The following is a 25,554-nucleotide window of genomic DNA, read 5'->3' on the forward strand; positions in this document are numbered from 1 at the left end:
GCAGGTAGCACGCACAGCTTGCGGAGTTGCGACAATCTCGCCTCGAGTCACAGTTGGACCAAGGCAGCAGGCGAAAAGATGAACAAGATTAACACTTTGATCCACCGAAGAGCTGACGATCGCCGGAAGACCGCGCAAGCCTGTGTATCGCGTATTCTCCGGAACGCCAAAGCCCGCGGCGTCGATATCTCTGTTGTCGGATCCCTCGCGAAAAACCGTTTCCGCGTCCACTCGGACGTAGATCTGCTGGTGCACGGACGCACTGATCCCGCGCGCCGGGCCATGGTAGAGCGTTTGGTCGCAGACCAGCTTCGGGGAACGAACATTCCTTATGACCTGATCTTTGCCTCAGACGTTTCGTCCGAACGAGTGCAGGAATTGCTTAATGACAGCGTTTAAGCATCCGGCATTCGCAAAACTGTCGCCAAAAATCGACCGCGCTGCGAAGGAACTGCAGCAAATCGAGGAATATCTGGCGGCTCATCGGAGTGAGCTGTCACGCGGCGAATGGGGCGCGGTCGCAGCAGTTTCGCTGGGAGTTCACAATGTCTACAACGGCATCGAGGACATCCTGCTCAGCCTCTCCAACGACATAGACGGCCTTGTTCCCCAAGGGCCTACGATGCACCAGGACGTGCTCGATCAGATGTCGGCGGAAATTGCAGGCATCCGGCCGGCTGTGCTCGACCCCGAGCTTTATCAGTCCTTGAGTGAGTTAAAGGGATTCCGTCACCTGGTGAGGCATCGGTACGGTTTTGACCTGAAAACAGACAAGGTGCAGGAAAGCCTCGACAGGGTAAAAGAGGCATTTCCGTCTTTCGTCGAGGCCATTGTTTACTTGGAAAGCACCCTTACTGAGGAAAACACGCACGACAGTGATGGCGGCGGCGACGGCTCAGGCGGCGGGGCATCTGGTGGTCCCTGAACCAATGGCCCAGTCGTGCGCGCCGGAAGAGATTCTGCGGGCGTTGACCCCTGAGAATTGTCGGCTGGTGGCGCTGATCCATCGGTATCGACCGCAAAGCATCACGGAACTGTGCAGGTTGGCGGCGCGTCCGCAGCCGAACGTATCCCGCTCCTTGGCGGCCCTAGAGCGGGCGGGAATTGTCTCAATGACGGGCTCCAGGCCGAAGAGACCCGAACTCGCCGTGCAACGAGTCACGATCGACCTCGCTGAGCTTCAGAATGGGCGATGCGAGGTCGACGATTCGTGGAGACAAATCGCCGGACCATCATCTTTGCTGCGCGATGGGTGACAGGGCAAAAGTCGATCAGTGGGATGCGAAATCGCCGCTGACCAGGTTTGGCAAGTATTGGACGTGAAGCCTCGGTGACGCCGAGCCGATCGCCAAGCTAGTCCCAAAAGGCCCTGGTCGATGCAATGCGCCCGCTGATCATCCCTTCATCGCTGCCCGCACATCCTTATCTTGGAGGGTTTGGTCCAGCGTCATCCGCGTGCGTTCGAGGATTCCATCAATATCGTCGTCTGTGCAGCAGAGCGGCGGCGCATAGCCGAGGATGCCGCTGTTGAAGGCACGGATGACAAGGCCGTTCGCCCACGCGCGCTCGAAGATGCGGCGCCCCGGATCGGCCGCCGCCGGCAGCGGCGTCTTGCGTGCCTTGTCGGTGACCAACTCGATTGCTGCGAGCATGCCGCGACCGCGAATGTCGCCAACCAGCGGGTGGTCGGCGAGCGAGCGAAGGCCTTCCATCAAGCGCTTCCCCATTTTCCGCCCATTCTCGAGCAAGCCATCTTCATAGAGACGCAGGCATTCGAGCCCGACCGCTGCGCTCACGGGATGGGCCGAATAAGTATAGCCATGGCCGACAGCCGCTTTGCCGGCTCCGTCCGCGATCGTATGGTACACGTGGTCCGACATAAAAACGGCGCCCATCGGCACGTAGCCCGAGGTCAGTCCCTTCGCCGTGGTCATGAAATCCGGCACGACCTCGTCTTCCTCACACGCGAAGAGCGGGCCGGTACGACCAAAGGCAGTGATGACTTCGTCGGCAACGAACAGAATGTCGTGTTCCTTGCACACGGCGTGCAGAGCCTTCAGCCAACCTGTCGGTGGAACGAGGACACCGCCCGAACCCTGGATGGGTTCGGCGTAGAAGGCCGCAACGCGGCCCGCGCCGAGTTCCGCGATTTTGGACCGCAGCGCCGCGACCGATGCATCGATGATCGACTGCGGGTCAGAACCGACCGGATTGCGATAGGCGTAGTGCGAGGGAATCTTGTGCTGCCAGTCGTAAGGCACGCCGAAACCCGCATGGAAGGCCGGGATCGCTGTCAGACCTGACCCTGCCGTCGAGGATCCATGGTAGCCATACTCAACCGAGATGAACTGGTCTTTTTGCGGCGTACCCTTGGCATGGTAGTAATAGCGAATAAAGCGGATCGTACTGTCGACTGCGTCGGAGCCGCCAAGCGTGAAATAGACATGGTTCAAATCGCCTGGCGCCAGTTCGGCAAGCCTGGCGGCAAGGCGAATGGCAGGCTCGCATCCCAGCCCGAAATATCCCGTCGCATAGGGAAGCTCTCTTAGCTGCTTTGCGGCCGCCTCAACGACGCTTTCCTGGCCGTATCCGATGTTGACACACCATAGACCGGCGAATCCGTCCAGCAGGGTTTTCCCGCTTGCATCGGTCACGGTTGCGCCTTTGGCGGATTTGAGCACCCGCACGCCCGTGTCCTCGTGGCTCCGATAGCATGAAAACGGGTGAACCAGATGTGCGCGATCGAGTTCGATCAGTGAGTTTGCCAGCATTTCTTCCTCCGATTCAGCGCAGTGCCTGACTGACGAGAGCATAAGTCCGGTGTGGTGTGGTTTCGTCCTTCAGCTCGTTTTCCAGCGTGATCTGTTGCGCGGTCATGTTCATTCGGGCCTGAATTCTCTAGGTCCAAGATAGGCTGCCGCGGGCAGCAGTTCCTCCCGACCAGAACCTGAGCGATAGGCGTTTTGACTTTCCTTTGCCGCCGGCGCCGCATCTTATGCCACGCACGGCTGAGAGATCACGCGCCCGCCGAAGCTCGAAACGAACTCAGGCGCAACTCTCTGCCAAAGCTCTCACGCAATACAAAACAATCTGCTTCAGGGCGCATCGAATGCGGCGACTAGTCTTCTCCGGTCCTCATATGATCCTTGCTGTTAAAGGCACGCAGTGCCGACAGGATTGGAAGGATCGACGCTCATGACCCAGTTCAGACCGAAATACATCACCTTTGACTGCTACGGTACACTGACCAACTTCGACATGGCCGGCGCGGCGAGACGCGTATATGGTGCGCAGCTCTCCCCAGCTGGGATGGCGCAGTTCAGCAAGGATTTCTCGGCCTATCGCCTCGATGAGGTTCTTGGCGCCTGGAAGCCGTACAGCGAGGTCGTGCACAATTCCGTGGAACGTGCCTGCAAGCGCAACGGCGTCGCATTCCGGCCCGAGGATGCCCAGCGCATCTATGCGGAAGTGCCGACATGGGGTCCGCATCCGGATGTCCCGGCGGGCCTGGCCAAGGTCGCCAAGGAAATCCCGCTGGTGATCCTGTCGAACTCCATGAAGAGCCTAATCATGTCGAACGTGGAGAAACTCGGCGCACCGTTCCACATGGTCATCACGGCGGAGGAGACCGGCGCCTACAAGCCGCAGATGAAGGGCTTCGAATATATGTTCGAGAAGCTCGGCTGCGGCCCGGAGGACATTACGCACGTGTCGTCCTCATTTCGCTATGATCTCATGACCGCCTATGATCTCGGTATCAAGAGCAAGGTCTGGGTGAACCGCGGTCACGAGCCTGCGAACCCCTTCTACGAATATACCGAAATCAAGGATATCGGCAGTCTGGCCGGCGCCGTCGGCCTGGAGCCCGTTCGGGAATTCGCCTGAACGTCTGTTTGCTGGCGCAGTCACACCAGACTGAGGCGCTCCCAAAACGTTAATGCCTCACTGGTCGCAATGGAGAAAGGGGCGGTTTTCACCGCCCCTTTCTTGTGGTTCCAACGCTTTAGGGCTGCAAGTGTTTCCACCTGCGTGCAAGATAACTAGTTAAGCCCGCCAACATGAAGCGCCTTGACCTCGAGATATTCCTCGATGCCGAGCTGCGATCCTTCGCGCCCCACTCCCGACTGCTTGACACCGCCGAAAGGCGCAACCTCGGTCGAGATCATGCCTGTGTTGAGCCCGACCATACCGAACTCCAGCGCCTCGGCAACACGCCATGAGCGCTTGAAGTTGTCGGTGTAGAAGTAGGCGGCAAGGCCGAACGGCGTACCGTTCGCGAGGGCGATGGCCTCTTCCTCCGTCTCGAAGCGAAAAAGCGGCGCCACCGGACCGAACGTCTCTTCCGATGCCAGGAGCATCCCGGTAGTAGCCCCTCCCAGCACGACGGGCCGTGCATATTGCTTACCCTCGGGCACCGTCTCGCTTTGAGCGATGATCTGCGCACCTTTCGCCTGTGCATCCGCGATGTGACGCTCGATCTTGTCGATCGCGGCCGCGTTGATCATCGGGCCGATCTCAGTGCCCTCGTCGGTCCCCGCGCCAACCTTCATCCGTGTGACGCGCTGGCTCAGCTTTTCGGCGAAAGCATCGTAAACGCCTTCCTGCACGAGAATCCGGTTCGCGCAGACGCAGGTTTGACCGCCATTGCGGAACTTGGATGCGATCACCCCTTCAACTGCCTTATCCAGATCGGCGTCGTCAAAGACGATAAAGGGTGCGTTGCCGCCAAGCTCCAGGCTCAGCCGCTTGATGCTATCGGCCGCGCCACGCATGAGCAGCGCACCGACGCGGGTCGAACCGGTGAACGAGATCTTGCGCACCGTCTCGTTGGCCATCAGTTCGTTGCCGATTTCGATGGGCATGCCGGTCACAATATTGATCACGCCGGCAGGGATACCTGCCCGTTCCGCCAGAACGCCGAGCGCCAGCGCCGAGAATGGCGTAAATTCCGACGGCTTGATGACAACCGTACAACCTGCGGCCAGCGCCGGTGCCACTTTGCGTGCGATCATCGCGTTGGGAAAATTCCACGGCGTGATGATGGCGCAGACGCCGACAGGTTCTTTCAGCACCAGAATGCGGCGATCGGCCGTGGGTGACGGAATGGTCGAGCCACCGATCCGGCGCGCCTCCTCCGCAAACCATTTCACAAAAGATGCGCCGTAGCGGATTTCCGCCACCGCCTCGGCAAGTGGCTTGCCTTGTTCCAGCGTCAGCAGGAACGCGAGATCCTGTTCGTGCTGGCGGATGAGGTCGTGCCAGCGTTCCAGAAGTCCTGCACGCTCGGCATGGGTCTTCTTCTTCCAGCTTTTGAAGGCCTCAGCCGCGGCAGCGATTGCCGCTCTCGTCTCGTTCTCGCCCATTGCGGGAACGGTGCCGAGAACACTTTGGCTGGCAGGGTCAATGACATCGACCACGCGCTTCGTTTCGCCATCCCGCCAGACACCGCCAATCAGCGCCTGCTGGCGGAAAAGGTCGGAATCGTTGAACATACCAATCTTCGTCATCACATTCATGGTCTTTCCTCTGCTCTTTCAGCTCAATCCTGCCAGCACGGCCTGCGTGATTGTTTCAGTCCTGTCCTTGCCTGCGATCGTGCCAATCCCCCGCGCGGTTGCGGACTCGATTGCCGACATGGCTTCTGCCGCAGCCTGCCCCTCGCCCAGATGCTCGAGCATCATCGCACCGGACCAGATCGCAGCGATCGGATTGGCGACACCGAGATGCGCGATGTCGGGCGCCGAGCCATGGACCGGCTCGAACATGGAAGGCGCGCTGCGATCGGGATTGATATTGGCGGAGGCGGCGTAACCCAGCCCGCCCTGAATGGCCGCTCCAATATCGGTGAGGATGTCGCCGAAAAGGTTCGATGCGACGATTACGTCGAGGCTTTCCGGCGCCAGGACCATACGGGCGGCAATGGCGTCGATGTGGTAGTGCGAGACCTCCACATCGGCATAGTCTTTTGCCAACTCGCGCGTGACCTCATCCCAGAAAACCATGGTGTGTTTCTGCGCGTTGGATTTGGTGACAGATGCGAGCTTCCTGCGACGCGCCCGCGCCTGTTCGAAACCGAAACGGATGATCCGTTCGACACCCGTACGCGTGAAAATCGCGGTCTCTACCGCGACCTCATCGGCCGTGCCGGAATGAACGCGCCCACCGGCGCCGGAATATTCGCCTTCCGTATTCTCGCGGATGCACAGGATATCGAAACCATCGGAGCGGAGGGGCCCCTGAACGCCCGGCAACAGCCGGTGCGGTCGTATGTTGGCGTACTGCGTGAACCCTTTCCGGATCGGCAGGAGCAGTCCGTGAAGCGATACCGAGTCGGGCACTTTCGCGGACCAACCCACAGCGCCGAGATAGATCGCATCGAATTTTCGAAGTGTCTCGATGCCGTCTGACGGCATCATTGCACCGGTCTCCAGGTAGTAGGCGCACGACCACGGGAATCTTGTGTCATCAAGGGCGAAACCGCCCCGCTTAGCCGCCGCCTGCAGCACCTGCCATGCCGCCTGCGTGACGTCCTTGCCGATGCCGTCGCCGGGGATGAGCGCTATCTTGTAGGTCTTCATTGATGGAGGTCCTCATTCGCACTAACGTCATCGGAAGAATAGTCGACCGCCTGCCGCATTTTCCGTCGAGGATGAGCCGTGTGACGGCGTCGAATCGCGTCAGGCGGAACTTGAAAAGCCGATTGTTCTGAAGCCTCCGCGCGCTATTCGGCGGGACTTTGAGCGCTGAACTCAGTCATAAACGCAGACGTAGATCTTGCGCACGGTCTCGATAGTGCGCCAGACGCCGACGAAACCAGGCTTCATCACGAAACTGTCGCCGGCGCGGTAGGTCTTGGTCTCACCGCCCTTCTCCTCGATTTCGACGAGACCCGAAACTATGTGGCAGAACTCGTAGATAGTGCCCTTGATCGAATGCGTCTCGCCGGGCGTCGCCTCCCAGACACCGGTGAGCACCTTTTCGCCCTTCGAGGCATCCTGCGCCCAGGTCTTGAAGGATGGATTGCCGGAAATGAGCCGCTCCGGAGCCGGTAGTGCCTCCTTCGGCGCGAAGTCTGGAACTGTGTCGATCGTGATCAGAAGTGACATGTGATGTTTCCTGGTTAGTAGCCGAGTGTCCGATCGACGAGGCCGATCAGTTCTTCTCCGGCGCGGTGGCGCCGGATGTTGTCAACGACGGATTGTGCCGCCGTATGCGGTTGCGTCACCGAGGCGATGTGCGGCGTTATCATCACCTTCGGATGCGACCACAGCGGATGGTCTTCCGGGAGCGGTTCTGGATCGGTGACATCAAGCATCGCCGCAGATACGTGACCGGTGTCGAGCGCGTTGATCAGCGCGGCCTGGTCCAGTTGCGGACCCCTGCCGACATGCAGCAACTGCGCCCCGACGGGCAGTAAGTCGAAGAACTCTGCATCGAGCATGCCGTGCGTTTGTTCCGTGAGCGGAAGCAGGCAGACGAGAATATCCGTTTGCTTCAGAAAGCCCGCGAGTTGGTCCGTGCCGTGAAAACAGGCGACGTCCTCTATCCGCTTTTCGCTGCGGCTCCACCCGGCAAGCGGAAACTGGAAGGGCTTCAAGCGCTCGATCGCCGCCTGCGCCAGCATGCCAAGGCCGAGGAAGCCAACCCCGCGTTCGGCCGCCTGTCGAGCGGCAATCGGTTGCCAGAGGCATCTTTTCTGCTGCTCGAGATAGGCGGGCATCTCCCGGTGGAGCGCCAACACGCCGAGCGCGACGTATTCCTGCATCATCCGTATGATGCCGTCCTCGACCATGCGCACAAGCTTCACATGGCTTGGCACCACGTCCTGCTTGAACTGGTCGACGCCCGCTCCGATGGAAAACAGCACTTCCAGATTGCGGTAGCGCGAGATCTCGTCCGGCACCGTCCAGGTGATGAGATAGCGCACCTTCTCCGGCTCCATCTCGTCCCCGGAATGGACGAATTCCAGATCTGGGAGCTGGCGCGCAAAGATCTCGCGGAAGACCGCAGCACGCGCCGCATCGGAATTGAAAAGAAACGCCATGGTGACCGCCCTTCCTTCAGGCCGCAAGACGCGCGCCGAGCCCCTCGATCATCTTCCGGCAAGCGGCGAGTTCACCAATCTCGATATATTCGTCGGGACGATGGGCACGGCCGATGTCGCCAGGTCCGCAAACGACCGCATCGATGCCGGCCTGCTGATAAAGTCCGGCCTCCGTGCCGTAACTCACAGCTGTCAGCGGCTCCTGCCCCGTCAGCTCCGTCAGAACGGCCGCTAGCGCGCTCCCGTTGGCGGGCGCAAGGGCGGGATAGGTGCTCAACTCATGCCACGCCACATCGAAGCCGCTGTCTCGCAGAGCGAAAAGCCGGGCCTTGACCGGCTCAAGCAGGGAGGCTGGAGAAACGCCGGGCACGGCACGCGCCTCGATATCGGCTGTGCAGTGGCCAGGGGTGATGTTGACCGCCTGTCCACCGGCGATGACGCCCACCTGCAACGAAGAATACGGGGGCTCGAAATTTTGATCGAGCGGCCCGTCGGCGAGGGATTGGCCGTAGGCCACGGCGTGCGCGATGACGCCGGCCATGGCGTGCACGGCGTTGAGTCCGAGATCGGGGCGTGAGGAATGGCCGGATCGCCCGATCACCTCGAGCCGCGCGGCGGCCTTCCCCTTGTGCGCGCGCACAGGCTGCATCCCGCTCGGCTCGCCGACAATCGCGCCAAGCGGCCTCTCGCATAAGCTCGGCAACGCGGCTAGGAGATGCGGCACACCACGGCACCCCGCCTCTTCGTCATATGAGAATGCGAGATGAACTGGCTGCCGCAGGTTCATCGCCGCAAGTCCTGGGAGCGCCGCCAATGCGCAGGCGAGGAAGCCCTTCATGTCGGAGGTGCCGCGGCCGTAAAGCCTGCCGCCCTCGCGGCGCAGAACGAACGGGTCCGAGCTCCATTCCGGCTCGCCGGCCGGGACGACATCCATATGCCCGGAGATGATATAGCCCCGACCCTGGCGCCGGCCGATCGTGAGGAAAAGGTTGGACCGGTCGCCCTCGGGACCGGGGAGAACCGTCACCTCGGCTCCGGCTGCCTGACAGTAGTCGCGGATCCAATCGACGATCGCGCCGTTTGGCGAGCCCACAACAGAGGGAAATGCAACCAGGGTCGCGAGGATTTCTTCCACGTTCATGGCGGTCCGCTCTGCTTGCACACTATCACCGGGTGCAACCAGCCTATCCGCAGGCAGCAGTGTTCCCTGCCGAATTGCGTCGTGCTTTGGCCGAAGATTGCGAAAAAGCACCTCGAACCAGCGAAACCTGCTGGCTTTCCCGTATAATGCTGCGGCAAAAGAGGTATGTCGCGACATGGCGATCGATGACAGGATCAACACCGCGTGCCTTGCGCATTCGTTGAAGGAGCGGATCGATTGAGATGCAGAGATCAGTACGCCTGAAATCCTTCGAACTGGTCGCGCGGGACATTGATGATGTCGACGTCAAGCTACTGCACGCGCTGTCGATCTCAGTCCGCTGGCCTCACCGGCCGAAGGATTGGGACTTTCTGCGCCGTGCCGGACGCGGCATTGTTGCCGTTGATGGTATTGGACGCGTTTTCGGGAGCGCGATGTGGTTTCCCCACGGGGACGACTTTGCCACCATTGGCCTGGTGATCACAACGCCGCGCACACAAACGCAAGGAGGCGGCCGATGGCTCATGGACCTAGTCCTTGAGCAGTGCGGCGATCGCAATTTGGCACTCAACGCGACCCATGCTGCCTACCCCCTCTATGTTTCACTCGGCTTCACGACCGAGGCGATCGTATACCAGCGCCAGGGGGAGGTCCCACAAACACTCCCGGCTATGCCGGCCTTGAACGGTGAATTGCAGGCGCTGTCGAGCGACAGGCTTAAGGACATCACGCCGCTGGATACGCGCGCGTTAGGGATAAACCGCGAGAGGCTGCTCGCGTTGCTCGCAGTGGATGCCTCAATCTGCACTTTGAGCCGCGGCGGCGAAATCGTCGGCTATTCCATGTGTCGCGAGTTCGGTCGTGGTCACGTGATCGGCCCCATGGTCGCGCGAAACGATCTCGACGCGGTCCATCTTACAGCCCTGCATCTGAAGGAACTGGCAGGACGATTCGCCCGCGTCGACACCCGCGAGAAGGATGGCGTGTTTGCCGCGTTTCTCCAGCAGAGCGGCCTCGGCATTGCCGAGACCGTTACGACCATGTCCAAAGGGCGCCGCTTCCTGAACCGGCAAGACAATGGGCCTTGGGTCTATGGATTGGCCGGCCACGCCTTGAGCTGAATGCAAGCATACTGTCGCCTTCAACCAGCCGTCAGAGAATCAATGAGCCCGGGCTAATCTGGAAGTGTGGACCGAGGCGCCCGATCGAGATGTCGCGGGCGGGTCTATTTGTTCGACAGCGTCGAGCACGCGCAAGCGTATACCGAGAAACATTCCGCGCACCTGAACTGTTTCGGTATCGCCGACATCGGCGTTCGCTCGTACGCTGTCAACGAACGGCTGTCGATGGCCACCCGTGGACGATGAGCCGATAGATATGTAATAATTTGGTGGGCCCGGGGGATGTGCCGAAAGGTTGATTTGTTGGGTTTTTGGAGGCCACAATCAGAAAGCTTCCCGTATTGTTCCGCACGATCCCGCAGCTGATTATGGTCAGCCGTCTTTGCTATGGATCAATGAATGCCCAGTTCATACCGGTAGGCTTGCGGGGATCAGCCGAACAGTTGCCTGGAAGAGAGAGAGAGAGAGAGAGAGAGAGAGAGAGAGAGAGAGTGTGTGGGGGCACAGGCGAGGACGACTACCCATTGGCCAACGTCACTGACTGACAGGAAAACATAGCGGATGTCTGGTTCTTCTGTCGAATTGACAGTGCGGTGATCGAAAGCGGAACTTGGCAGGACACCAGCGTTAGCTTGCCTTGAAGCAGCCGTGGTCTAGTAGCCGACAGGAAGAGAGCTGGGGTTCTGGGAGGACAAGCATGGGTGAGGATCTATCCGGTCATCACGCCGACCGCGTTCAGGCCGCGATCGCTTCGGACGCGGCGGCGAAGTCCGCGCTGGTCGCTTCCTGGCGACGGTCTTCCAGTCTGCACCGGCTCGATCCGGCCGATTGCAGCCCCCCACGCTATCTGACAGAGGCGGAATTGGGAGAGGCCCGGCAACGCATCGGGCCGCTCGTCCGGGTTGCTCAATCAAGCCTGGACCGGCTCTATCTTGCGGTGGGCGGCGTTGGATGCTGCGTCCTGCTCGCCGATCGCGACGGCGTGCCGGTCGAACGGCGCGGCGCGCCTGTGGACGACGAGACGTTTCGTTCCTGGGGGTTATGGACAGGGTCCGTCTGGAACGAGGAGAGCGAGGGCACCAACGGTATCGGCACCTGCCTGGTGGAACAGCGCGTCCTGACGATCCACCGTGATCAGCATTTTCACACGCGCAACACCGGGCTGAGCTGCACCACGGCTCCGATTTATGATCACCGTGGAGACCTTGCGGCTGCCCTTGACGTGTCTTCCTGCCGGGCTGATCTGACCGAGGTCTTCTCCAACCTTATTTCCATGGCCGTCGTCGACGCGGCGCGTCGGATCGAGGCCGAGAACTTCAAAATGGCATTCCCCAAGGCGCGCATTCTGCTGGCGCCGGTGCCCGACAGGGGTTCCGGCGCGTTGATCGCGGTTGATGCGGACGACCTTGTGGTCGGCGCGACCCGTTCGGCTCGCCTGGCGCTTGGAATTACGCAACAGTGTCTCGACAAGCCGATGCCTGCGGCCGATCTGCTCGGTTGGGCCGAGAGCCGCCCCGAACTCCTCGCCGAGGCGGAGCGCGGCGTTCTGCAGCGGGCCCTGGCGCGGGCAGACGGAAATGTCTCGGCCGCGGCCCATGCGCTCGGCATCAGTCGCGCCACGCTTCACCGCAAGCTCAACCGCCTGGACGTCCACAGGTCCCACTGACTATTGAAACGTCGCATGACTGTCGCAATTCTGCGACACACCCGCCCGCCCACTGTCCTCGGCGCATTGGCAATAGCGGTGGGAGATCGCAAGTCTCTTTCCGAAGCGTCGCATTCCGCGGCGCCAGCTTTGGGAGGAAGACACTTGAATAAGGTTGAATTCTCACGCCCGGTCAAGGCGCCCTTCGATAAGCGTTACGGCAATTTCATCGGCGGCAAATGGGCCGAACCGCGTTCGGGCCGTTACTTCGAGAACTTCTCGCCGATAAATGGTCAGCTGCTCTGCGAGGTGGCGCGCTCGGATGCCCAGGACATCGAGGCGGCTTTAGACGCTGCCCATGCCGCCAAGGACGCCTGGGGGCGCACCAGCGTGGCCGCGCGCTCACTCATCCTCAATCGCATCGCCGATCGCATGGAGGAAAAACTCGATCTCCTCGCATGCGCCGAAACCTGGGACAACGGCAAACCGATCCGCGAAACGACCGCCGCCGACCTGCCTTTGGCCATCGACCATTTCCGCTATTTCGCTGGCGCCTTGCGTGGCCAGGAAGGCAGCCTTTCGCAGATCGACGACGATACCGTCGCCTATCATTTCCATGAGCCGCTCGGGGTGGTTGGCCAGATCATCCCGTGGAACTTCCCGCTGCTGATGGCCTGCTGGAAACTTGCTCCCGCGCTTGCCGCCGGAAACTGCGTCGTGCTGAAGCCTGCCGAGCAGACCCCGGCTGCCATCTTGCTGTGGGCCGATCTTATCGGCGATCTGCTGCCGCCCGGTGTGCTCAACATTGTCAACGGCTTCGGCCTCGAAGCCGGTAAGCCGCTCGCGTCGTCGCCGCGCATTGCCAAAATCGCCTTTACCGGAGAAACCACGACCGGCCGGCTGATCATGCAGTATGCCAGCCAGAACCTGATCCCCGTCACCCTGGAACTGGGCGGCAAGTCGCCCAACATCTTCTTCAAGGACGTTGTCGCCGAAGACGACGATTTCTTCGACAAGGCGATCGAAGGCTTCGTCATGTTCGCGCTGAATCAGGGCGAAGTCTGCACCTGCCCGAGCCGCGCGCTCATTCATGAATCGATCTACGACAGGTTCATGGAACGTGCGCTGAAGCGTGTCGAGGCGATCGTGCAGGGCGATCCGCTCGACCCGGCAACGATGATCGGTGCCCAGGCATCATCCGAGCAGTTGGAAAAGATCCTGTCCTACATCGACATCGGCCGCCAGGAAGGGGCCGAGTTGCTGACCGGTGGCGAGCGCAACGTCCTGCCCGGCGATCTCGCCGGCGGCTACTACGTGAAGCCGACGGTGTTCAAGGGCCACAACAAGATGCGCATCTTCCAGGAAGAGATCTTCGGACCGGTGGTCTCGGTCACGACCTTCAAGGACGACGACGAAGCGCTCAGCATAGCCAACGATACGCTCTACGGCCTCGGCGCCGGTATCTGGACACGCGACAGCAACCGCGCCTACCGGTTCGGCCGCGCGATCCAGGCGGGCCGCGTCTGGACCAACTGCTACCACGCCTATCCCGCGCATGCGGCCTTCGGCGGCTACAAGCAGTCCGGCATCGGCCGCGAGACGCACAAGATGATGCTCGACCACTACCAGCAGACCAAAAACATGCTGGTCAGCTACAGCCCGAAAAAGCTCGGCTTCTTCTGATCGCCGCTTTGACCCACAGGCGCGGCTCCGCGAGGGGCCGCGCCAAAGGCTGGAAATCGGAAAACATGATGCGAGCGAAGGTCACAGCGACACCGGCAGCCCTTGAACTGATCGCCGAGATTGTCGCCGAGCACGGTCCGGTGCTGTTCCATCAATCCGGCGGCTGCTGCGACGGCTCTTCGCCGATGTGCTATCCGCGTGCTGGCTTCATCGTCGGCGATCAGGATGTGTTGCTCGGCCACATCGGCGACGCGCCGTTCTACATCGGTGCGTCGCAATTCGAGGCTTGGAAACATACCGATCTCATCATCGACGTGGTGCCGGGTCGCGGTGGCATGTTCTCGCTGGATAACGGACGGGAGAAGCGGTTCCTGACCCGGTCGACAATCTGCACCGCATAGGCGAAACCTGCCGGTTTGATTTCGAGCAAGGAAGGCACCGCAGCAATCTCTACCTTCCGAAGATGATCCTCAATCTGCTCATCGGCACCGTCGTCATTAGCCTTACGGTCTTGGTTCACACCTTTGGTCTGATCGTGGTCACACATGTGATGGGTCACCTGGTCGCCCGGTTTCGCATGCACGGGCGCCGCAGCCGCATCGTTGCGATGATCAGCGTGGTGATGGGGCTCTTTGCCATCATGACCGCAGAGGTGTGGCTCTGGGCAGGACTATACCGGCTGCTCGATATCTTTGCTGACTTCGAAACCGCGCTGTACTTTTCCACCATCACCTTCTCGACCGTCGGCTACGGCGACATTGTGCCCGCTCACGCATGGCGCGTCCTCGCGGCTCTAGAGGGCGTGAACGGATTTCTTCTGATTGGCTGGTCGACCGCCTATCTGATCGCGGCCGGCACCCGCATTGGCCCATTCAAGGCCGGCGAGCATTTCTGAACGGGCGATCGTTCAGACCGCTACGGAATGCCTGGCTGTACCGGTTTCGAAATATTTGTCGAACTTCGCCGCGATGCTTCTGACAAAGGGCCGGCTTTCCGCAGGCACGACGAAGCGGTCACCATCAAGTTCAAGCAACCGCGCAGGACCATGAAGAGCCGTGGAACTCGCCTCGAGGAGAAGTCTTTGGCCGGCTTCGCCAAAGCGCTCCACCAGCTCAATCGCCGAGAAGGCGAAGTCACACATCAATCGCTCGATGATCCAGCCGCGAACACGGTCGTCGTCAGAAAGCGCGATACCCCGAACAGCGGCCAGCCCGCCATCAGCAACCATGCGTCCATACTCGGCGGTCGAAGGCATATTCTGTGCATAGCCCTGGCGAAACTGGCTGATGGACGATGGGCCGAGGCCGATCAATGTCTCGCAGCGGTCCTCGGTGTAGCCTTGGAAGTTCCGGTGCAAAGTCCCGGCGCGGGCCGCAAGCGCCAGCGCATCGCCCGGTTTGGCGAAATGGTCGAGGCCGATTGCTTCGTATCCCTGGTCCACGATCGCCCGCGCCGCCAATTGCGATTGATCAAATCGCTCCTCTGGCCCTGGCAGCCACGCCTCGTCGATCATCGTCTGATGTTTCTTGAACCACGGCACATGGGCGTAGCCAAAAAGCGCGATCCGATCCGGTTCCAGGGTCAGTGCCTGTGCAACCGTGGAGGCGACGCTCTCCCTGGTCTGATGCGGCAGGCCGTAGAGCAGATCGAGATTGACGGATTCCACGCCGCGCGAACGAACGCCATCAACAACCGTCTTGGTCTGCAGAAAGCTCTGCTCGCGGTTGATCGCCTTCTGCACCTTCGGGTCGAAATCCTGGACGCCGAGGCTCGCACGGGTCATGCCGATTTCGGCGAGTGCGTCGAGGCGGGCATCGTCCATATCGTTGGGTTCGATCTCAACGCTGATCTTTGCACCGGGGAGAAACGTGAAGCTGTTGCGCAGGGCGGTTCCCAGCGCCACCAGATCCTCCGGTTTGAGCATCGTTGGCGAACCGCCGCCGAAATGGACGGCACGCACGCGGCCCTTGCCTGCGACAAGACCGGCGACGGTGGCGATCTCGGCATGCAGTGAGCGAAGATATGTGGTCACCGGTTCGTAGTGGCGTGTCTGCTTGGTATGGCAGGCACAGAACCAGCAAAGCTTGTCGCAGTACGGGATGTGCAGATAGAGCGATATCTCGTGGCCCTCGTCGAGCGCCTGCAGCCAGCCCCGACAAACGGCAGCATCGACGCTTGCATTGAAATGCGGCGCTGTCGGGTAGCTCGTATAGCGCGGCACGTTCTCACCAAGTCTGGCAACTAATTCTGGCCGCACGTCTCTATCCGCTCCACTTTGCATGGCCCGACGTTGACCACATTACTGGCCGGCAGCCTTGATTTCGGTCAAAGTCCGCGGTGGACAAACTGCCGCAAGGATTTTCCTGCCGCCGATGCTATCTTGCCGGCACTTTGGGTCCTCGGACGATCATGATGACAGTGCGTCAGGATATTCACAGCGCCGGCATTCCAGTGCTTTGCCGATCATGCGAAGCGCGCCACCATGGCGTCTGCGGCGCGCTCGATCCCGATCAACTGGTGGGCCTCGCCAAGACCTCATCGAAGCATACCGTTGAACCGGGCGCAGAACTATTGGTGACACCGAGACCGTCGACCGTTATTCGAACGTGCTTTCCGGCGTGGTGAAGCTCACAAAGAGCCTGTCGGACGGACGCCAGCAGATTGTCGGCCTCCAGTTCGCCCCCGATTTCCTGGGCAGGCCCTTCAAGCTGGAAAGCGCGATCAACGCCGAAGCCGCAACGACCGTTTCCCTGTGTTCGTTTCCAAAAGCCGCCATCGAACGCATGATGAAGGAATCGCCACAGCTAGAGCATCGTCTCTTCAAGCAGACGCTCAATGAACTAGACGAAGCACGAGACTGGATGGTGACGCTGGGGCGCAAGAGTGCTGCGGAAAAGGTGGCGAGCTTTCTCCTGATGATCGCCAGGAACATCGATCCCACGCTTGCCCCGGCGGCCCAGTCGACAAGCTTTGACCTACCGCTGACGCGCGCCGACATCGCCGATTTTCTCGGCTTGACGATCGAGACGGTCAGCCGCCAACTGACCAGGCTGAGAACAGACAGCGTAATCCGGATCGACAACAACCGGCACGTGACGGTGGAGAACATGAGCCGGCTGCAGCGACGGTCCGGCGCCTAACCGGCATCGACGACCCCGATCATCGGCAAGACGTGCTCGCGTTCGAAGGCGATATGCCGGCGCAAGCTTTCGAATAAGCCGCGCAGCATGAAGCCGACAGCCTCGCCATTCTCGACTGTCTCGCCATGGCCGATCGCCAGCAGGATTTCAGTCACCTCGCCGGCAAAGCATTCGTCCTCGACGTGTTCTGCGCGCAATCGACGAGTTGAAGCAAGGTTGGAATCGCTGCCAGTCAAAGCAGCCTCGTAGGCCGGAAAGATAACCGTCTCCTCGTATTGGTGAATGTTGCGCAACAGCGGAACGATCGCGTTGGCCACGCCAATACACTTCAGGCGATCTGCGGCCGGCAACGTATCGGCGATCTTTTCCAAGGCGTCACAAAGCCGCAGCTTTTCCCCATGGGCACGTTTCATCACAGCGCCAGGGAGGAACTCTCGATCGAACCGTCCGACCGGCATGGAAATCTCGCGGCGGGCTTCAAACAGCGACGATTTCCGCTCGTTCTCCCCGTCCAATGAAAGCCTCCTGATCGTTTGCGAGTTCGAAGCTGCCCAATCCAAAAGCAAATGGCTTTGACATGGATCAAGGCAGCGACGACGCGACTGCTGAATTGGTGTCAAGCGGATTGGTATCCGCGCATCCCAATCCGAGGTCGGGGACAGGTCATGAAGTTCGGCACGCAAATCTTCGCCTTGGGCCTGTTCACATTTGCGGCCCTTGTGGCAGCCGGGTTCGGTGTGGACGAGCCATTCCGGCAGCATATGTGGGTACTGTTTTTTGTGCTGCTCGGCTTTGTCGCCATCCTCATCCGCAACACGAATTTCGAAGTGGCTGCTCCGATCGACCCGTCCGCCTATATGGATGGGCCAATCCGCTATGGCGCCATCGCCACCATGTTCTGGGGTGTCGTCGGTATGCTGGTCGGCGTCGTCATTGCGCTGCAGCTTGCCTACCCCGATCTCAACATTCAGCCCTGGTTTAACTTCGGCCGTTTACGGCCATTGCATACGTCGGGCGTCGTCTTCGCCTTCGGCGGCAATGCGCTGCTCTGCACGTCCCTGTATGTCGTCCAGCGCACCTGCCGCGCTCGGCTGTTCGGCGGCGATCTCGGTTGGTTCGTGTTTTGGGGCTACCAGCTCTTCATCGTCATGGCCGCGACCGGCTACCTGCTCGGCATCACCGAGAGCCGCGAATACGCCGAACCCGAATGGTATGTGGACATCTGGCTGACCATCGTCTGGGTCGCCTATCTCATCCTGTTCCTCGGCACGATCCTGAAGCGCAAGGAGCCGCATATCTACGTCGCCAACTGGTTTTACCTGTCCTTCATCGTCACCATCGCGATGCTGCATGTGGTCAACAACCTGTCGATGCCGGCCTCATTCCTGGGTTCCAAGAGCTACTCCGCCTTTTCCGGCGTCCAGGACGCCCTGACGCAATGGTGGTACGGCCACAACGCCGTCGGCTTTTTCCTCACCGCCGGCTTCCTCGGCATGATGTATTACTTCGTGCCCAAGCAGGCGAACCGGCCGGTCTATTCCTACCGCCTGTCGATCGTCCATTTTTGGGCGATCATCTTTCTATACATCTGGGCCGGCCCCCATCACCTGCACTACACCGCCCTGCCCGATTGGGCGCAGACACTCGGCATGGTGTTCTCGATCATGCTGTGGATGCCGTCATGGGGCGGCATGATCAACGGCCTGATGACGCTGTCGGGCGCCTGGGACAAGCTGCGCACCGATCCGATTATCCGCATGATGGTGATGGCCATCGCCTTCTACGGCATGTCGACCTTCGAAGGTCCCATGATGTCGGTCAAGACGGTCAATTCGCTGTCGCACTATACCGACTGGACCATAGGTCACGTGCACTCCGGTGCGCTCGGCTGGGTTGGGATGATCTCGTTCGGCGCGATCTATTACATGGTGCCGAAGCTTTGGAACCGCCAACGTCTCTATTCGCTGCGGCTCGTCACCTGGCACTTCTGGCTGGCGACGCTCGGCATCGTCGTCTACGCGGCCGTCATGTGGGTGTCCGGCATCATGCAGGGCCTGATGTGGCGCGAATACGACGAGCAGGGCTTCCTGGTCTACTCCTTTGCCGAAACCGTGGCCGCCATGCACCCCTACTATGTCATGCGCGCCATCGGCGGGGCCATGTACCTCTCCGGCGCCCTGATCATGGCCTGGAACATCGCCATGACCATCCTCGGCTACCAGCGCGAGGAAGAGCCGATGCCGGGCTCCCTGCCCGCCCTGCAGCCTGCCGAATAAGGAGCCAGACAATGGGCTTGATGGACAAACACGCACTGATCGAGAAGAACGCCACGCTTCTGCTCATCGGCTCTCTTCTTGTGGTGACTGTCGGCGGCATCGTCGAGATCGCACCGCTCTTCTATCTCGACAACACGATCGAGAAGGTCGAGGGCATGCGCCCTTACTCGCCGCTCGAACTTGTCGGGCGCAACATCTATGTGCGCGAGGGTTGCTACCTCTGCCATAGCCAGATGATCAGACCGTTCCGCGACGAGGTCGAGCGCTATGGTCACTACAGTCTGGCGGCCGAGTCGATGTACGATCATCCTTTCCAATGGGGATCGAAGCGCACCGGACCGGACCTCGCCAGGGTTGGCGACCGCTATTCCAATCAATGGCATGTCGAGCACCTTACGGATCCTCGTTCGGTGGTGCCTGAATCAATCATGCCGAGCTATGCGTTCCTGAAAGACACGCCGATCGAGGTGAAGGATTTCTCGACGCATCTGGTCGCCAACAGCCGTGTCGGTGTCCCCTACGGCGACGACATGATCGCACACGCCAGCGCCGACTTGATGGCGCAGGCTGATCCCAACGCCGACACATCCGGCCTCGAAGCCCGCTACCCCAAAGCCAAGATCGGCGACTTCGACGGCAACCCGCAACAGGTCACCGAAATGGACGCCCTCGTCGCCTATTTGCAGATGCTCGGCACGCTGGTCGATTTCAAGAACTACGACGAAGCCGCCGGCTACCGCTGAGGAGTTTTATTTATGGATTACAGTGTGATGCGGGAGTTTGCCGACAGCTGGGGTCTGGTCGCCATGGCGCTTTTCTTTGTCGGCGCAATTGCCTTCGCCCTGCGCCCCGGCAGCCGCAAGTTGGCCGACGAAGCTGCCCGGATTCCCCTTGAGGACGAGTGATCATGAGCGACGAGCACATCGATGAAATCTCTGGCGTTTCGACCACCGGCCACGAATGGGATGGCATTCGGGAGCTGAACAACCCGCTTCCGCGCTGGTGGGTCGTAACCTTCTACGCCACCATTGTCTGGGCAATCGGATACACCATCGCCTATCCGGCATGGCCTTTGCTGCATTCGGCAACAACGGGCGTGCTCGGCTATTCGAGCCGCAACGAAGTCAAGAACGAGCTATCGGCGGCTGAAGCGGCGAAGGGCAAATATGTCGCGGCGATAGAATCGAAGAGTGTTTCGGAGATCGCGGCGGACGATGGTTTGCGCGAATTCGCGATCGCCGCTGGTGGCGCCGCGTTCAAGGTCAATTGCGTGCAATGTCATGGCTCCGGCGCCCAGGGCTCCAAGGGCTTCCCCAACCTCAATGACGATGACTGGCTGTGGGGCGGCAAGGCGGATCAGATCCAGCAGACGGTCACGCATGGTATCCGCTTCGCATCCGATCCGGATACGCGGCTTTCGGAAATGCCAGCCTTTGGCGGCATTATCACTGCCGACCAGATCAAACAGGTCAGCGCCTATATTGCCGGCCTGTCCGAAACCGTCAGCGACGAATCTTTGGTGGCGCCCGGTGCCAAGGTTTTTGCGGAAAACTGCGTTGCTTGTCACGGCGACAACGCAAAGGGCAACAAGGAGCTCGGCGCTCCTGATCTGACCGATGCCATCTGGCTCTACGGATCGGGCGAAACGGCCATTGCCGCCCAGGTCACAGCGCCGAAACAAGGCGTGATGCCGGCCTGGGACGCTCGTCTGGGCGAAACCAGGATCAAGGAGCTGGCGGTCTACGTGCATTCGCTAGGCGGTGGAGAATAGGAACGGGGGTCTGTTCTCCGGCCCTCACCGCCGAAGCGACGAGGCCCGGCTCTGCCGGGGCTCGATTTGTTTTCCGTGGGCCAGGCGATTGACCTGCATCAACGCGGCGCCATCCAGTCGGCAGCAAAATCCGCTCGACGCTGTATTTCGCTGACCTGCCTGCATCCAGTCAGGACATTTGCCCGGCGAAATCAAAGCTGCGCGACGGGAGAAACCAGTGCTGGACAATACGCAGGTAGAACGGCTCGAAGCCGAGGCGGTCAACTCGGCCAAAGTGCGACAGCCGATGTATGCCGCGCGCAAGAAGATCTTCCCGAAGCGGGCCTCGGGCAGCTTTCGCCGATTCAAATGGCTGGCAATGGCGGTCACGCTTGGTATCTACTATCTGACACCTTGGCTGCGGTGGGACCGCGGCCCGTTTGCCCCTGACCAGGCCGTGCTGCTCGATGTCGCCAACCGGCGTTTCTACTTCTTCTTCATCGAGATATGGCCGCAGGAATTCTACTATGTGGCCGGCCTTCTGGTCATGGCCGGCGTCGGTCTTTTCCTGGTTACGTCGACTGTCGGTCGTGCCTGGTGCGGCTATACGTGTCCGCAGACCGTGTGGGTCGATCTGTTCCTAGTCGTCGAGCGAGCTATCGAGGGCGACCGCAACGCGCGCATGAAGCTCGATGCCGGGCCTTGGACCGCCCGCAAGCTCGCGCTGAGAATGTCGAAACACGCCATCTGGCTGATCATAGGTGCAGCGACCGGCGGCGCCTGGATCTTCTATTTCGCCGATGCGCCGACCTTGCTCGTCGAACTCTTCACCGGCACGGCAGCGCCTGTCGCCTACATCACCGTCGCTGTGCTCACAGCGACGACCTATACGTTCGGCGGGCTGATGCGCGAGCAGGTCTGCACCTATATGTGCCCATGGCCGCGCATCCAGGCGGCCATGCTCGACGAAAGTTCGCTCACCGTCACGTACAATGACTGGCGCGGCGAACCGCGCACGCGTCACACCAAGAAGGTCCAGGCCGCCGGACAGTCAGTCGGCGATTGCGTCGACTGTAACGCCTGCGTGGCTGTCTGCCCGATGGGGATCGACATTCGCGATGGCCAGCAGCTCGAATGCATCACCTGTGCGCTCTGCATCGACGCCTGCGACGGCGTCATGGACAAGCTCGGCAAGGAGCGCGGCTTGATCTCCTACGCGACACTCTCCGACTACAATGCCAACATGATGCTGGCGACCGCGGGCGGCGCCTGTTCGGTCAATCCGTCATCGGTCAGGACCGCTGACGGCCTGTTTTCGGACAGGGTGGCGCATTTCCATGTCCGCAAGATCTTTCGGCCACGCACCTATGTCTACATGGCCATGTGGTCGCTGATCGGCCTGGGTCTGCTCTTTTCGCTGCTGACGCGCGACCGGCTCGAGATCAATGTTTTGCACGACCGCAATCCACAATTCGTGACGCTGTCCGACGGCTCGATCCGCAATGGCTATACCGTCAAGCTGCTGAACATGATCCCCGAACCAAGAACGATTATCGTCACCATTGGAGGCTTGCCAGGCGCAGAGATGAGCATCGTCGGTGTCGACCTCCCCGCCGATCGCTCTTTTGCGATCCCGGTCGAACCCGACCGGCTGAAGATGTTGAAGGTTTTCGTGCGCCTGCCTGCTGATCAGATCCATGGCGTAGCGCAGACCTTCACACTCCGGGTCGAGGACAACGCGAGTTTCGAGTCCAGCGAATACACCGCCACCTTCAACGCACCGGAGACCGCCAGATGAGCGCCACCACGCGAAAATCCCGCGAATTCACCGGCAGGCACATGTTGGCTATCATCCTTGCCTTTTTCGGCGTGGTGATCACGGTCAACCTGACCATGGCGACGCTCGCCAACACAAGCTGGACCGGCCTTGTCGTCGAAAACACCTATGTGGCGAGCCAGCAATTCAACAGGAAGGCCGAGGAAGGGCGCGCGCAGGCAGCCCTCGGCTGGACCGGCAAGTTGACCATTGCATGGGGCGAAGTCCGCTATGGCGTCACCGACGACGCCGGCAAGGCGGTTCCCTTGCATGGCGTCAAAGTGCTGTTTCGCCATCCCGCTTACGAGAAAGAAGATGAGTCCATCACGCTCGCCGCCGCCTCGGGCCAGGAGTTTGCAGTGCAGCACATGCCAAGGGACGGTGTGTGGATCGTCGAAATCGACGCCGATGCCGGTCTGGCAAGGCCTTTCCGCGACGTGCGCAGGATCATGATCTCCGATGGAGCGCTGAAATGAGCTGCTGTGCACCGGGCGCGGAAATGGCGCTGGATCTGGGCAACGCTACATCCGTCCTGCCGTCAAGCGAAGAGATCAAGCTGGCGAGCCGGTCGCTTGGCGATGGCCTTAGCCAGACCGATCTTTCAGTTCCGACGGTTCATTGCGCAGCCTGCATGCAGACAATCGAGACGGCGATGGCAAAACTCGATCACGTCGAGGCCGCTCGCGTCAACCTGTCAACGAAGCGGGTCTCGGTCCGGTGGCGCGGGGACGAGGCCCCACCATTCGTCGCCTTGCTGGGGCGGCTGGGTTACCAGGCGCATTTGTTCGAACCCGAGATTGGTGAAAAGGACAAAACGCTTTCGGAGCTTATCCGCGCCGTCGCTGTCGCCGGATTTGCGGCGGGCAACATCATGCTGCTGTCGGTTTCGGTCTGGTCCGGTGCCGAGGGCGCGACCCGCGACCTGTTCCACTGGGTCTCGGCACTGATCGCCATCCCCGCACTCGCCTTCGCCGGCGGCATCTTCTTCAAGTCGGCCTGGAATGCCTTGCGTCACGGCCGCATGAACATGGACGTGCCGATCGCGGTCGGCGTGTCGCTGGCCTATGCGATGAGCCTCTATGAGACGATCACCCATGGCGACCACGCCTATTTCGACGCGTCGGTGTCTCTGCTGTTCTTCCTGTTGATCGGCCGCACGCTGGATCACGTGATGCGCGAACGCGCCCGCACCGCCGTGAAAGGCCTGTCACAACTGGCCGCGCGTGGCGCCATGGTGCTGCGCGACGATAGCGCACGCGACTATCTGCCGGTTGGCGAGATCGAACCGGGCATGCTGTTGCTGATAGCGGCCGGCGAAAGGATCCCCGTCGACGGCAAGATCACGCGTGGGACATCGGACGTCGACTGCTCGCTGGTTTCGGGCGAGAGCACGCCCACATGCGTGGCGCCAAACGATGCCGTCCAGGCCGGCGTGCTCAACCTTACCGGCCCGCTGACCATCGAGGCGACAGCCGCCGCGAAGGATTCGTTCCTGGCGGAAATGGTTCGGCTGATGGAAGCCGCCGAGGGCGGTCGCGCACATTATCGCCGCATCGCCGATCGCGTTTCAGCACTCTATGCTCCAGTTGTTCATCTCACCGCCTTCGTGACATTCCTTGGCTGGATGGCGGCAACCGGCGACTGGCATCGGGCGATAACCATCGCCATCGCCGTTTTGATCATCACATGTCCGTGCGCGCTCGGGCTCGCCGTGCCGATCGTCCAGGTGGTCGCCGCGCGGCGGCTGTTCGAGAACGGCATCATGGTCAAGGATGGTTCGGCCATGGAGCGCCTGGCAACGATTGATGCAGCGGTGTTCGACAAGACCGGCACGCTCACGCTCGGCCAGCCCCGTCTCGTCAATGCGGCCTCGATCGATCCTGCCATGCTGACGATTGCGGCCGACATGGCCGCGCATTCGCGTCATCCCTTTTCAAAGGCCATGGCCGGTCTTGCCGCTGGCGGCGGGCAGGACAAATTCGATGCCGTCACCGAGCATCCGGGGTTCGGTATCGAAGCAACTGACGTCGGAAGTATCTGGCGGCTGGGCAGACGCGGATGGGCTGGATGGAAGGCCCGCACCGGCGGCGAAGGCAAACATGGCTATGGCGGGACGGTCCTGACGAAAGACGGGATCGTTGTCGCGACCTTCAATTTCGAGGATGCGTTGCGTGCCGACGCCAGGGCGGCGATCGAGCGATTGAACGATGCCGGGATGTCGGTTCAGATGCTGTCGGGCGATAGCGCGGGCGCCTGCAGCGAAATCTCGAAAATGCTGGGTATCGGCGATTTCGTTCCGTGCCTGCTGCCGTCCGGCAAGGTCGAATGCATCGAAACCCTGGCGAAAGAGGGACACCGGGTTCTGATGGTTGGCGACGGCTTGAACGACACGCCTGCGCTGAGCGCGGCGCATGTTTCGTTCGCGCCGGCCACGGCCGCCGACATTGGCCGCAATGCGGCGGATTTCGTATTCCTGCGCGAAAGCCTTCTGGCAATCCCCCTCGCGCTGGACGTCTCGCGCAAGGCGGGAAGCTTGATTCGCCAGAACATCACGATCGCCATCGTCTACAATGCCGTCGCCGTGCCGATCGCGATCCTGGGGCACGTCACCCCTCTTATCGCTGCGATCGCGATGTCCGCGTCTTCCCTGCTTGTCATCGGAAATGCGCTGCGTCTGCGAGGTTCTATGCCAGATTCGCCGGCGAAAGATGTCCGGCGCGACAGGCTGTCCGACAGCAGCAAACTGGCCCAATCCTCATGACCACCCTTGCCTACCTCATCCCTGTCGCCCTCTTCCTTGGTGCGCTTGGCCTGGGGGGCTTCCTGTGGGCCTTGAGGAGTGGCCAGTACGAAGATCTTGACGGAGCTGCCGAGCGGATCCTTATCGATCGGGAAGACAGACTGGAGCGCTGATCCAGGGCCGAGGGCTGACAAACAG

The 25,554-nt window shown here is 60.8% G+C and carries 26 protein-coding genes and 1 pseudogene; 19 read left to right on the plus strand and 8 right to left on the minus strand.

What is annotated here, in order from left to right:
• Window positions 1-78 precede the first annotated feature (78 nt).
• Genes NKK47_RS20300 through NKK47_RS20310 form a run of 3 tightly spaced genes read left to right on the plus strand, consistent with a single transcriptional unit; the run spans window position 79 to window position 1,256 of the window.
• Window positions 79-399 (plus strand): nucleotidyltransferase domain-containing protein, encoded by a 321-nt coding sequence (locus NKK47_RS20300; RefSeq protein ID WP_352578045.1) that lies wholly within the window; start codon window positions 79-81, stop codon window positions 397-399.
• Entirely contained in the window at window positions 386-925 is a 540-nt protein-coding gene (locus tag NKK47_RS20305) for a ribonuclease toxin HepT-like protein (protein WP_352578046.1), read from the plus strand. The genes NKK47_RS20300 and NKK47_RS20305 overlap by 14 nt, the downstream gene beginning before the upstream one ends.
• 4 nt (window positions 926-929) lie before the next feature.
• Window positions 930-1,256 (plus strand): HVO_A0114 family putative DNA-binding protein, encoded by a 327-nt coding sequence (locus NKK47_RS20310; protein WP_352578047.1) that lies wholly within the window; start codon window positions 930-932, stop codon window positions 1,254-1,256.
• Between the two features lie 138 nt (window positions 1,257-1,394).
• Here NKK47_RS20310 and NKK47_RS20315 read toward each other — a convergent pair whose 3' ends face one another.
• Window positions 1,395-2,771, minus strand: a complete 1,377-nt coding sequence (locus NKK47_RS20315) for an aspartate aminotransferase family protein (protein WP_352578048.1) — start codon at window positions 2,769-2,771, stop codon at window positions 1,395-1,397.
• 424 nt (window positions 2,772-3,195) lie between these two features.
• On the opposite strand from NKK47_RS20315, the gene NKK47_RS20320 reads away from it, so the two are divergent.
• The gene (locus tag NKK47_RS20320) at window positions 3,196-3,885 is read left to right on the plus strand and encodes a haloacid dehalogenase type II (RefSeq protein ID WP_352578049.1); all 690 of its coding nucleotides are present in this window, start codon (window positions 3,196-3,198) and stop codon (window positions 3,883-3,885) included.
• 155 nt (window positions 3,886-4,040) lie between these two features.
• Here the strand turns inward: NKK47_RS20320 and NKK47_RS20325 are convergent, their stop codons facing one another.
• The 5 genes from NKK47_RS20325 to argE form a co-directional block, all read right to left on the minus strand.
• Window positions 4,041-5,516 carry an NAD-dependent succinate-semialdehyde dehydrogenase gene (locus tag NKK47_RS20325; protein WP_352578050.1) on the minus strand — a complete coding sequence of 492 codons (1,476 nt, stop codon included), beginning with the start codon at window positions 5,514-5,516 and terminating at the stop codon, window positions 4,041-4,043.
• An 18-nt stretch (window positions 5,517-5,534) separates the two neighbouring features.
• A complete protein-coding gene (locus NKK47_RS20330) occupies window positions 5,535-6,578 on the minus strand; it encodes a tartrate dehydrogenase (RefSeq protein ID WP_352578051.1) in 1,044 nt (347 codons plus the stop codon).
• 171 nt (window positions 6,579-6,749) lie between these two features.
• On the minus strand, window positions 6,750-7,106 hold the full coding sequence (locus tag NKK47_RS20335; protein WP_023678793.1) for a cupin domain-containing protein: 357 nt from the start codon (window positions 7,104-7,106) through the stop codon (window positions 6,750-6,752).
• A gap of 14 nt (window positions 7,107-7,120) precedes the next feature.
• Window positions 7,121-8,044, minus strand: a complete 924-nt coding sequence (locus tag NKK47_RS20340; protein WP_352578052.1) for a 2-hydroxyacid dehydrogenase — start codon at window positions 8,042-8,044, stop codon at window positions 7,121-7,123.
• Between the two features lie 16 nt (window positions 8,045-8,060).
• Window positions 8,061-9,185 carry an acetylornithine deacetylase gene (gene argE / locus NKK47_RS20345; protein WP_352578053.1) on the minus strand — a complete coding sequence of 375 codons (1,125 nt, stop codon included), beginning with the start codon at window positions 9,183-9,185 and terminating at the stop codon, window positions 8,061-8,063.
• Window positions 9,186-9,427: 242 nt separating this feature from the next.
• On the opposite strand from argE, the gene NKK47_RS20350 reads away from it, so the two are divergent.
• The 6 genes from NKK47_RS20350 (at window position 9,428) to NKK47_RS20375 (ending at window position 14,529) form a co-directional block, all read left to right on the plus strand.
• Window positions 9,428-10,306, plus strand: a complete 879-nt coding sequence (locus NKK47_RS20350) for a GNAT family N-acetyltransferase (RefSeq protein ID WP_352455574.1) — start codon at window positions 9,428-9,430, stop codon at window positions 10,304-10,306.
• Between the two features lie 66 nt (window positions 10,307-10,372).
• Window positions 10,373-10,552 carry a YdhR family protein gene (locus NKK47_RS20355; RefSeq protein WP_352455573.1) on the plus strand — a complete coding sequence of 60 codons (180 nt, stop codon included), beginning with the start codon at window positions 10,373-10,375 and terminating at the stop codon, window positions 10,550-10,552.
• Window positions 10,553-11,003: 451 nt separating this feature from the next.
• A complete protein-coding gene (locus tag NKK47_RS20360; protein ID WP_352578054.1) occupies window positions 11,004-11,972 on the plus strand; it encodes a helix-turn-helix domain-containing protein in 969 nt (322 codons plus the stop codon).
• A gap of 144 nt (window positions 11,973-12,116) precedes the next feature.
• Complete coding sequence (adh, locus tag NKK47_RS20365; protein ID WP_352578055.1) at window positions 12,117-13,634, plus strand: aldehyde dehydrogenase; 1,518 nt, start codon at window positions 12,117-12,119, stop codon at window positions 13,632-13,634.
• A 68-nt stretch (window positions 13,635-13,702) separates the two neighbouring features.
• Window positions 13,703-14,035, plus strand: a complete 333-nt coding sequence (locus NKK47_RS20370) for a DUF779 domain-containing protein (protein WP_352578079.1) — start codon at window positions 13,703-13,705, stop codon at window positions 14,033-14,035.
• A 62-nt stretch (window positions 14,036-14,097) separates the two neighbouring features.
• Entirely contained in the window at window positions 14,098-14,529 is a 432-nt protein-coding gene (locus NKK47_RS20375; RefSeq protein WP_352455571.1) for a potassium channel family protein, read from the plus strand.
• Window positions 14,530-14,541: 12 nt separating this feature from the next.
• Here NKK47_RS20375 and hemN read toward each other — a convergent pair whose 3' ends face one another.
• Window positions 14,542-15,891 carry an oxygen-independent coproporphyrinogen III oxidase gene (gene hemN / locus NKK47_RS20380; RefSeq protein ID WP_352578056.1) on the minus strand — a complete coding sequence of 450 codons (1,350 nt, stop codon included), beginning with the start codon at window positions 15,889-15,891 and terminating at the stop codon, window positions 14,542-14,544.
• 155 nt (window positions 15,892-16,046) lie between these two features.
• Between hemN and NKK47_RS20385 the strand changes: the two are divergent.
• Window positions 16,047-16,774, plus strand: a pseudogene (locus NKK47_RS20385) (Crp/Fnr family transcriptional regulator).
• On the opposite strand, the gene NKK47_RS20390 reads toward NKK47_RS20385, so the two are convergent.
• Window positions 16,771-17,187: a hemerythrin domain-containing protein gene (locus NKK47_RS20390; RefSeq protein ID WP_352578080.1), complete on the minus strand. Its 417-nt coding sequence runs from the start codon at window positions 17,185-17,187 to the stop codon at window positions 16,771-16,773. The pseudogene NKK47_RS20385 and the gene NKK47_RS20390 sit on opposite strands and share 4 nt — an antisense overlap.
• Before the next feature lie 252 nt (window positions 17,188-17,439).
• On the opposite strand from NKK47_RS20390, the gene ccoN reads away from it, so the two are divergent.
• From ccoN to ccoS, 8 genes are all read left to right on the plus strand, one after another.
• Entirely contained in the window at window positions 17,440-19,050 is a 1,611-nt protein-coding gene (gene ccoN, locus NKK47_RS20395; protein ID WP_352578057.1) for a cytochrome-c oxidase, cbb3-type subunit I, read from the plus strand.
• Between the two features lie 11 nt (window positions 19,051-19,061).
• Entirely contained in the window at window positions 19,062-19,793 is a 732-nt protein-coding gene (ccoO, locus tag NKK47_RS20400; protein ID WP_352578058.1) for a cytochrome-c oxidase, cbb3-type subunit II, read from the plus strand.
• A gap of 12 nt (window positions 19,794-19,805) precedes the next feature.
• Window positions 19,806-19,955, plus strand: coding sequence for a cbb3-type cytochrome c oxidase subunit 3 (locus tag NKK47_RS20405; RefSeq protein WP_352455566.1), 150 nt, complete (start codon window positions 19,806-19,808; stop codon window positions 19,953-19,955).
• A 2-nt stretch (window positions 19,956-19,957) separates the two neighbouring features.
• Entirely contained in the window at window positions 19,958-20,821 is an 864-nt protein-coding gene (gene ccoP, locus NKK47_RS20410) for a cytochrome-c oxidase, cbb3-type subunit III (protein ID WP_352578059.1), read from the plus strand.
• A 217-nt stretch (window positions 20,822-21,038) separates the two neighbouring features.
• The gene (gene ccoG / locus NKK47_RS20415) at window positions 21,039-22,598 is read left to right on the plus strand and encodes a cytochrome c oxidase accessory protein CcoG (protein ID WP_352455564.1); all 1,560 of its coding nucleotides are present in this window, start codon (window positions 21,039-21,041) and stop codon (window positions 22,596-22,598) included.
• A complete protein-coding gene (locus NKK47_RS20420; protein ID WP_352455563.1) occupies window positions 22,595-23,092 on the plus strand; it encodes a FixH family protein in 498 nt (165 codons plus the stop codon). The genes ccoG and NKK47_RS20420 overlap by 4 nt, the downstream gene beginning before the upstream one ends.
• Entirely contained in the window at window positions 23,089-25,377 is a 2,289-nt protein-coding gene (locus NKK47_RS20425; RefSeq protein ID WP_352578060.1) for a heavy metal translocating P-type ATPase, read from the plus strand. Before NKK47_RS20420 ends, NKK47_RS20425 begins: the two co-directional genes overlap by 4 nt.
• Window positions 25,374-25,529 carry a cbb3-type cytochrome oxidase assembly protein CcoS gene (gene ccoS / locus NKK47_RS20430; RefSeq protein WP_352455561.1) on the plus strand — a complete coding sequence of 52 codons (156 nt, stop codon included), beginning with the start codon at window positions 25,374-25,376 and terminating at the stop codon, window positions 25,527-25,529. Before NKK47_RS20425 ends, ccoS begins: the two co-directional genes overlap by 4 nt.
• The last annotated feature ends 25 nt before the right edge of the window (window positions 25,530-25,554 follow it).

Origin of the sequence: Mesorhizobium sp. M0019, from assembly GCF_040323975.1 — a bacterium.
Lineage (GTDB): Bacteria > Pseudomonadota > Alphaproteobacteria > Rhizobiales > Rhizobiaceae > Mesorhizobium.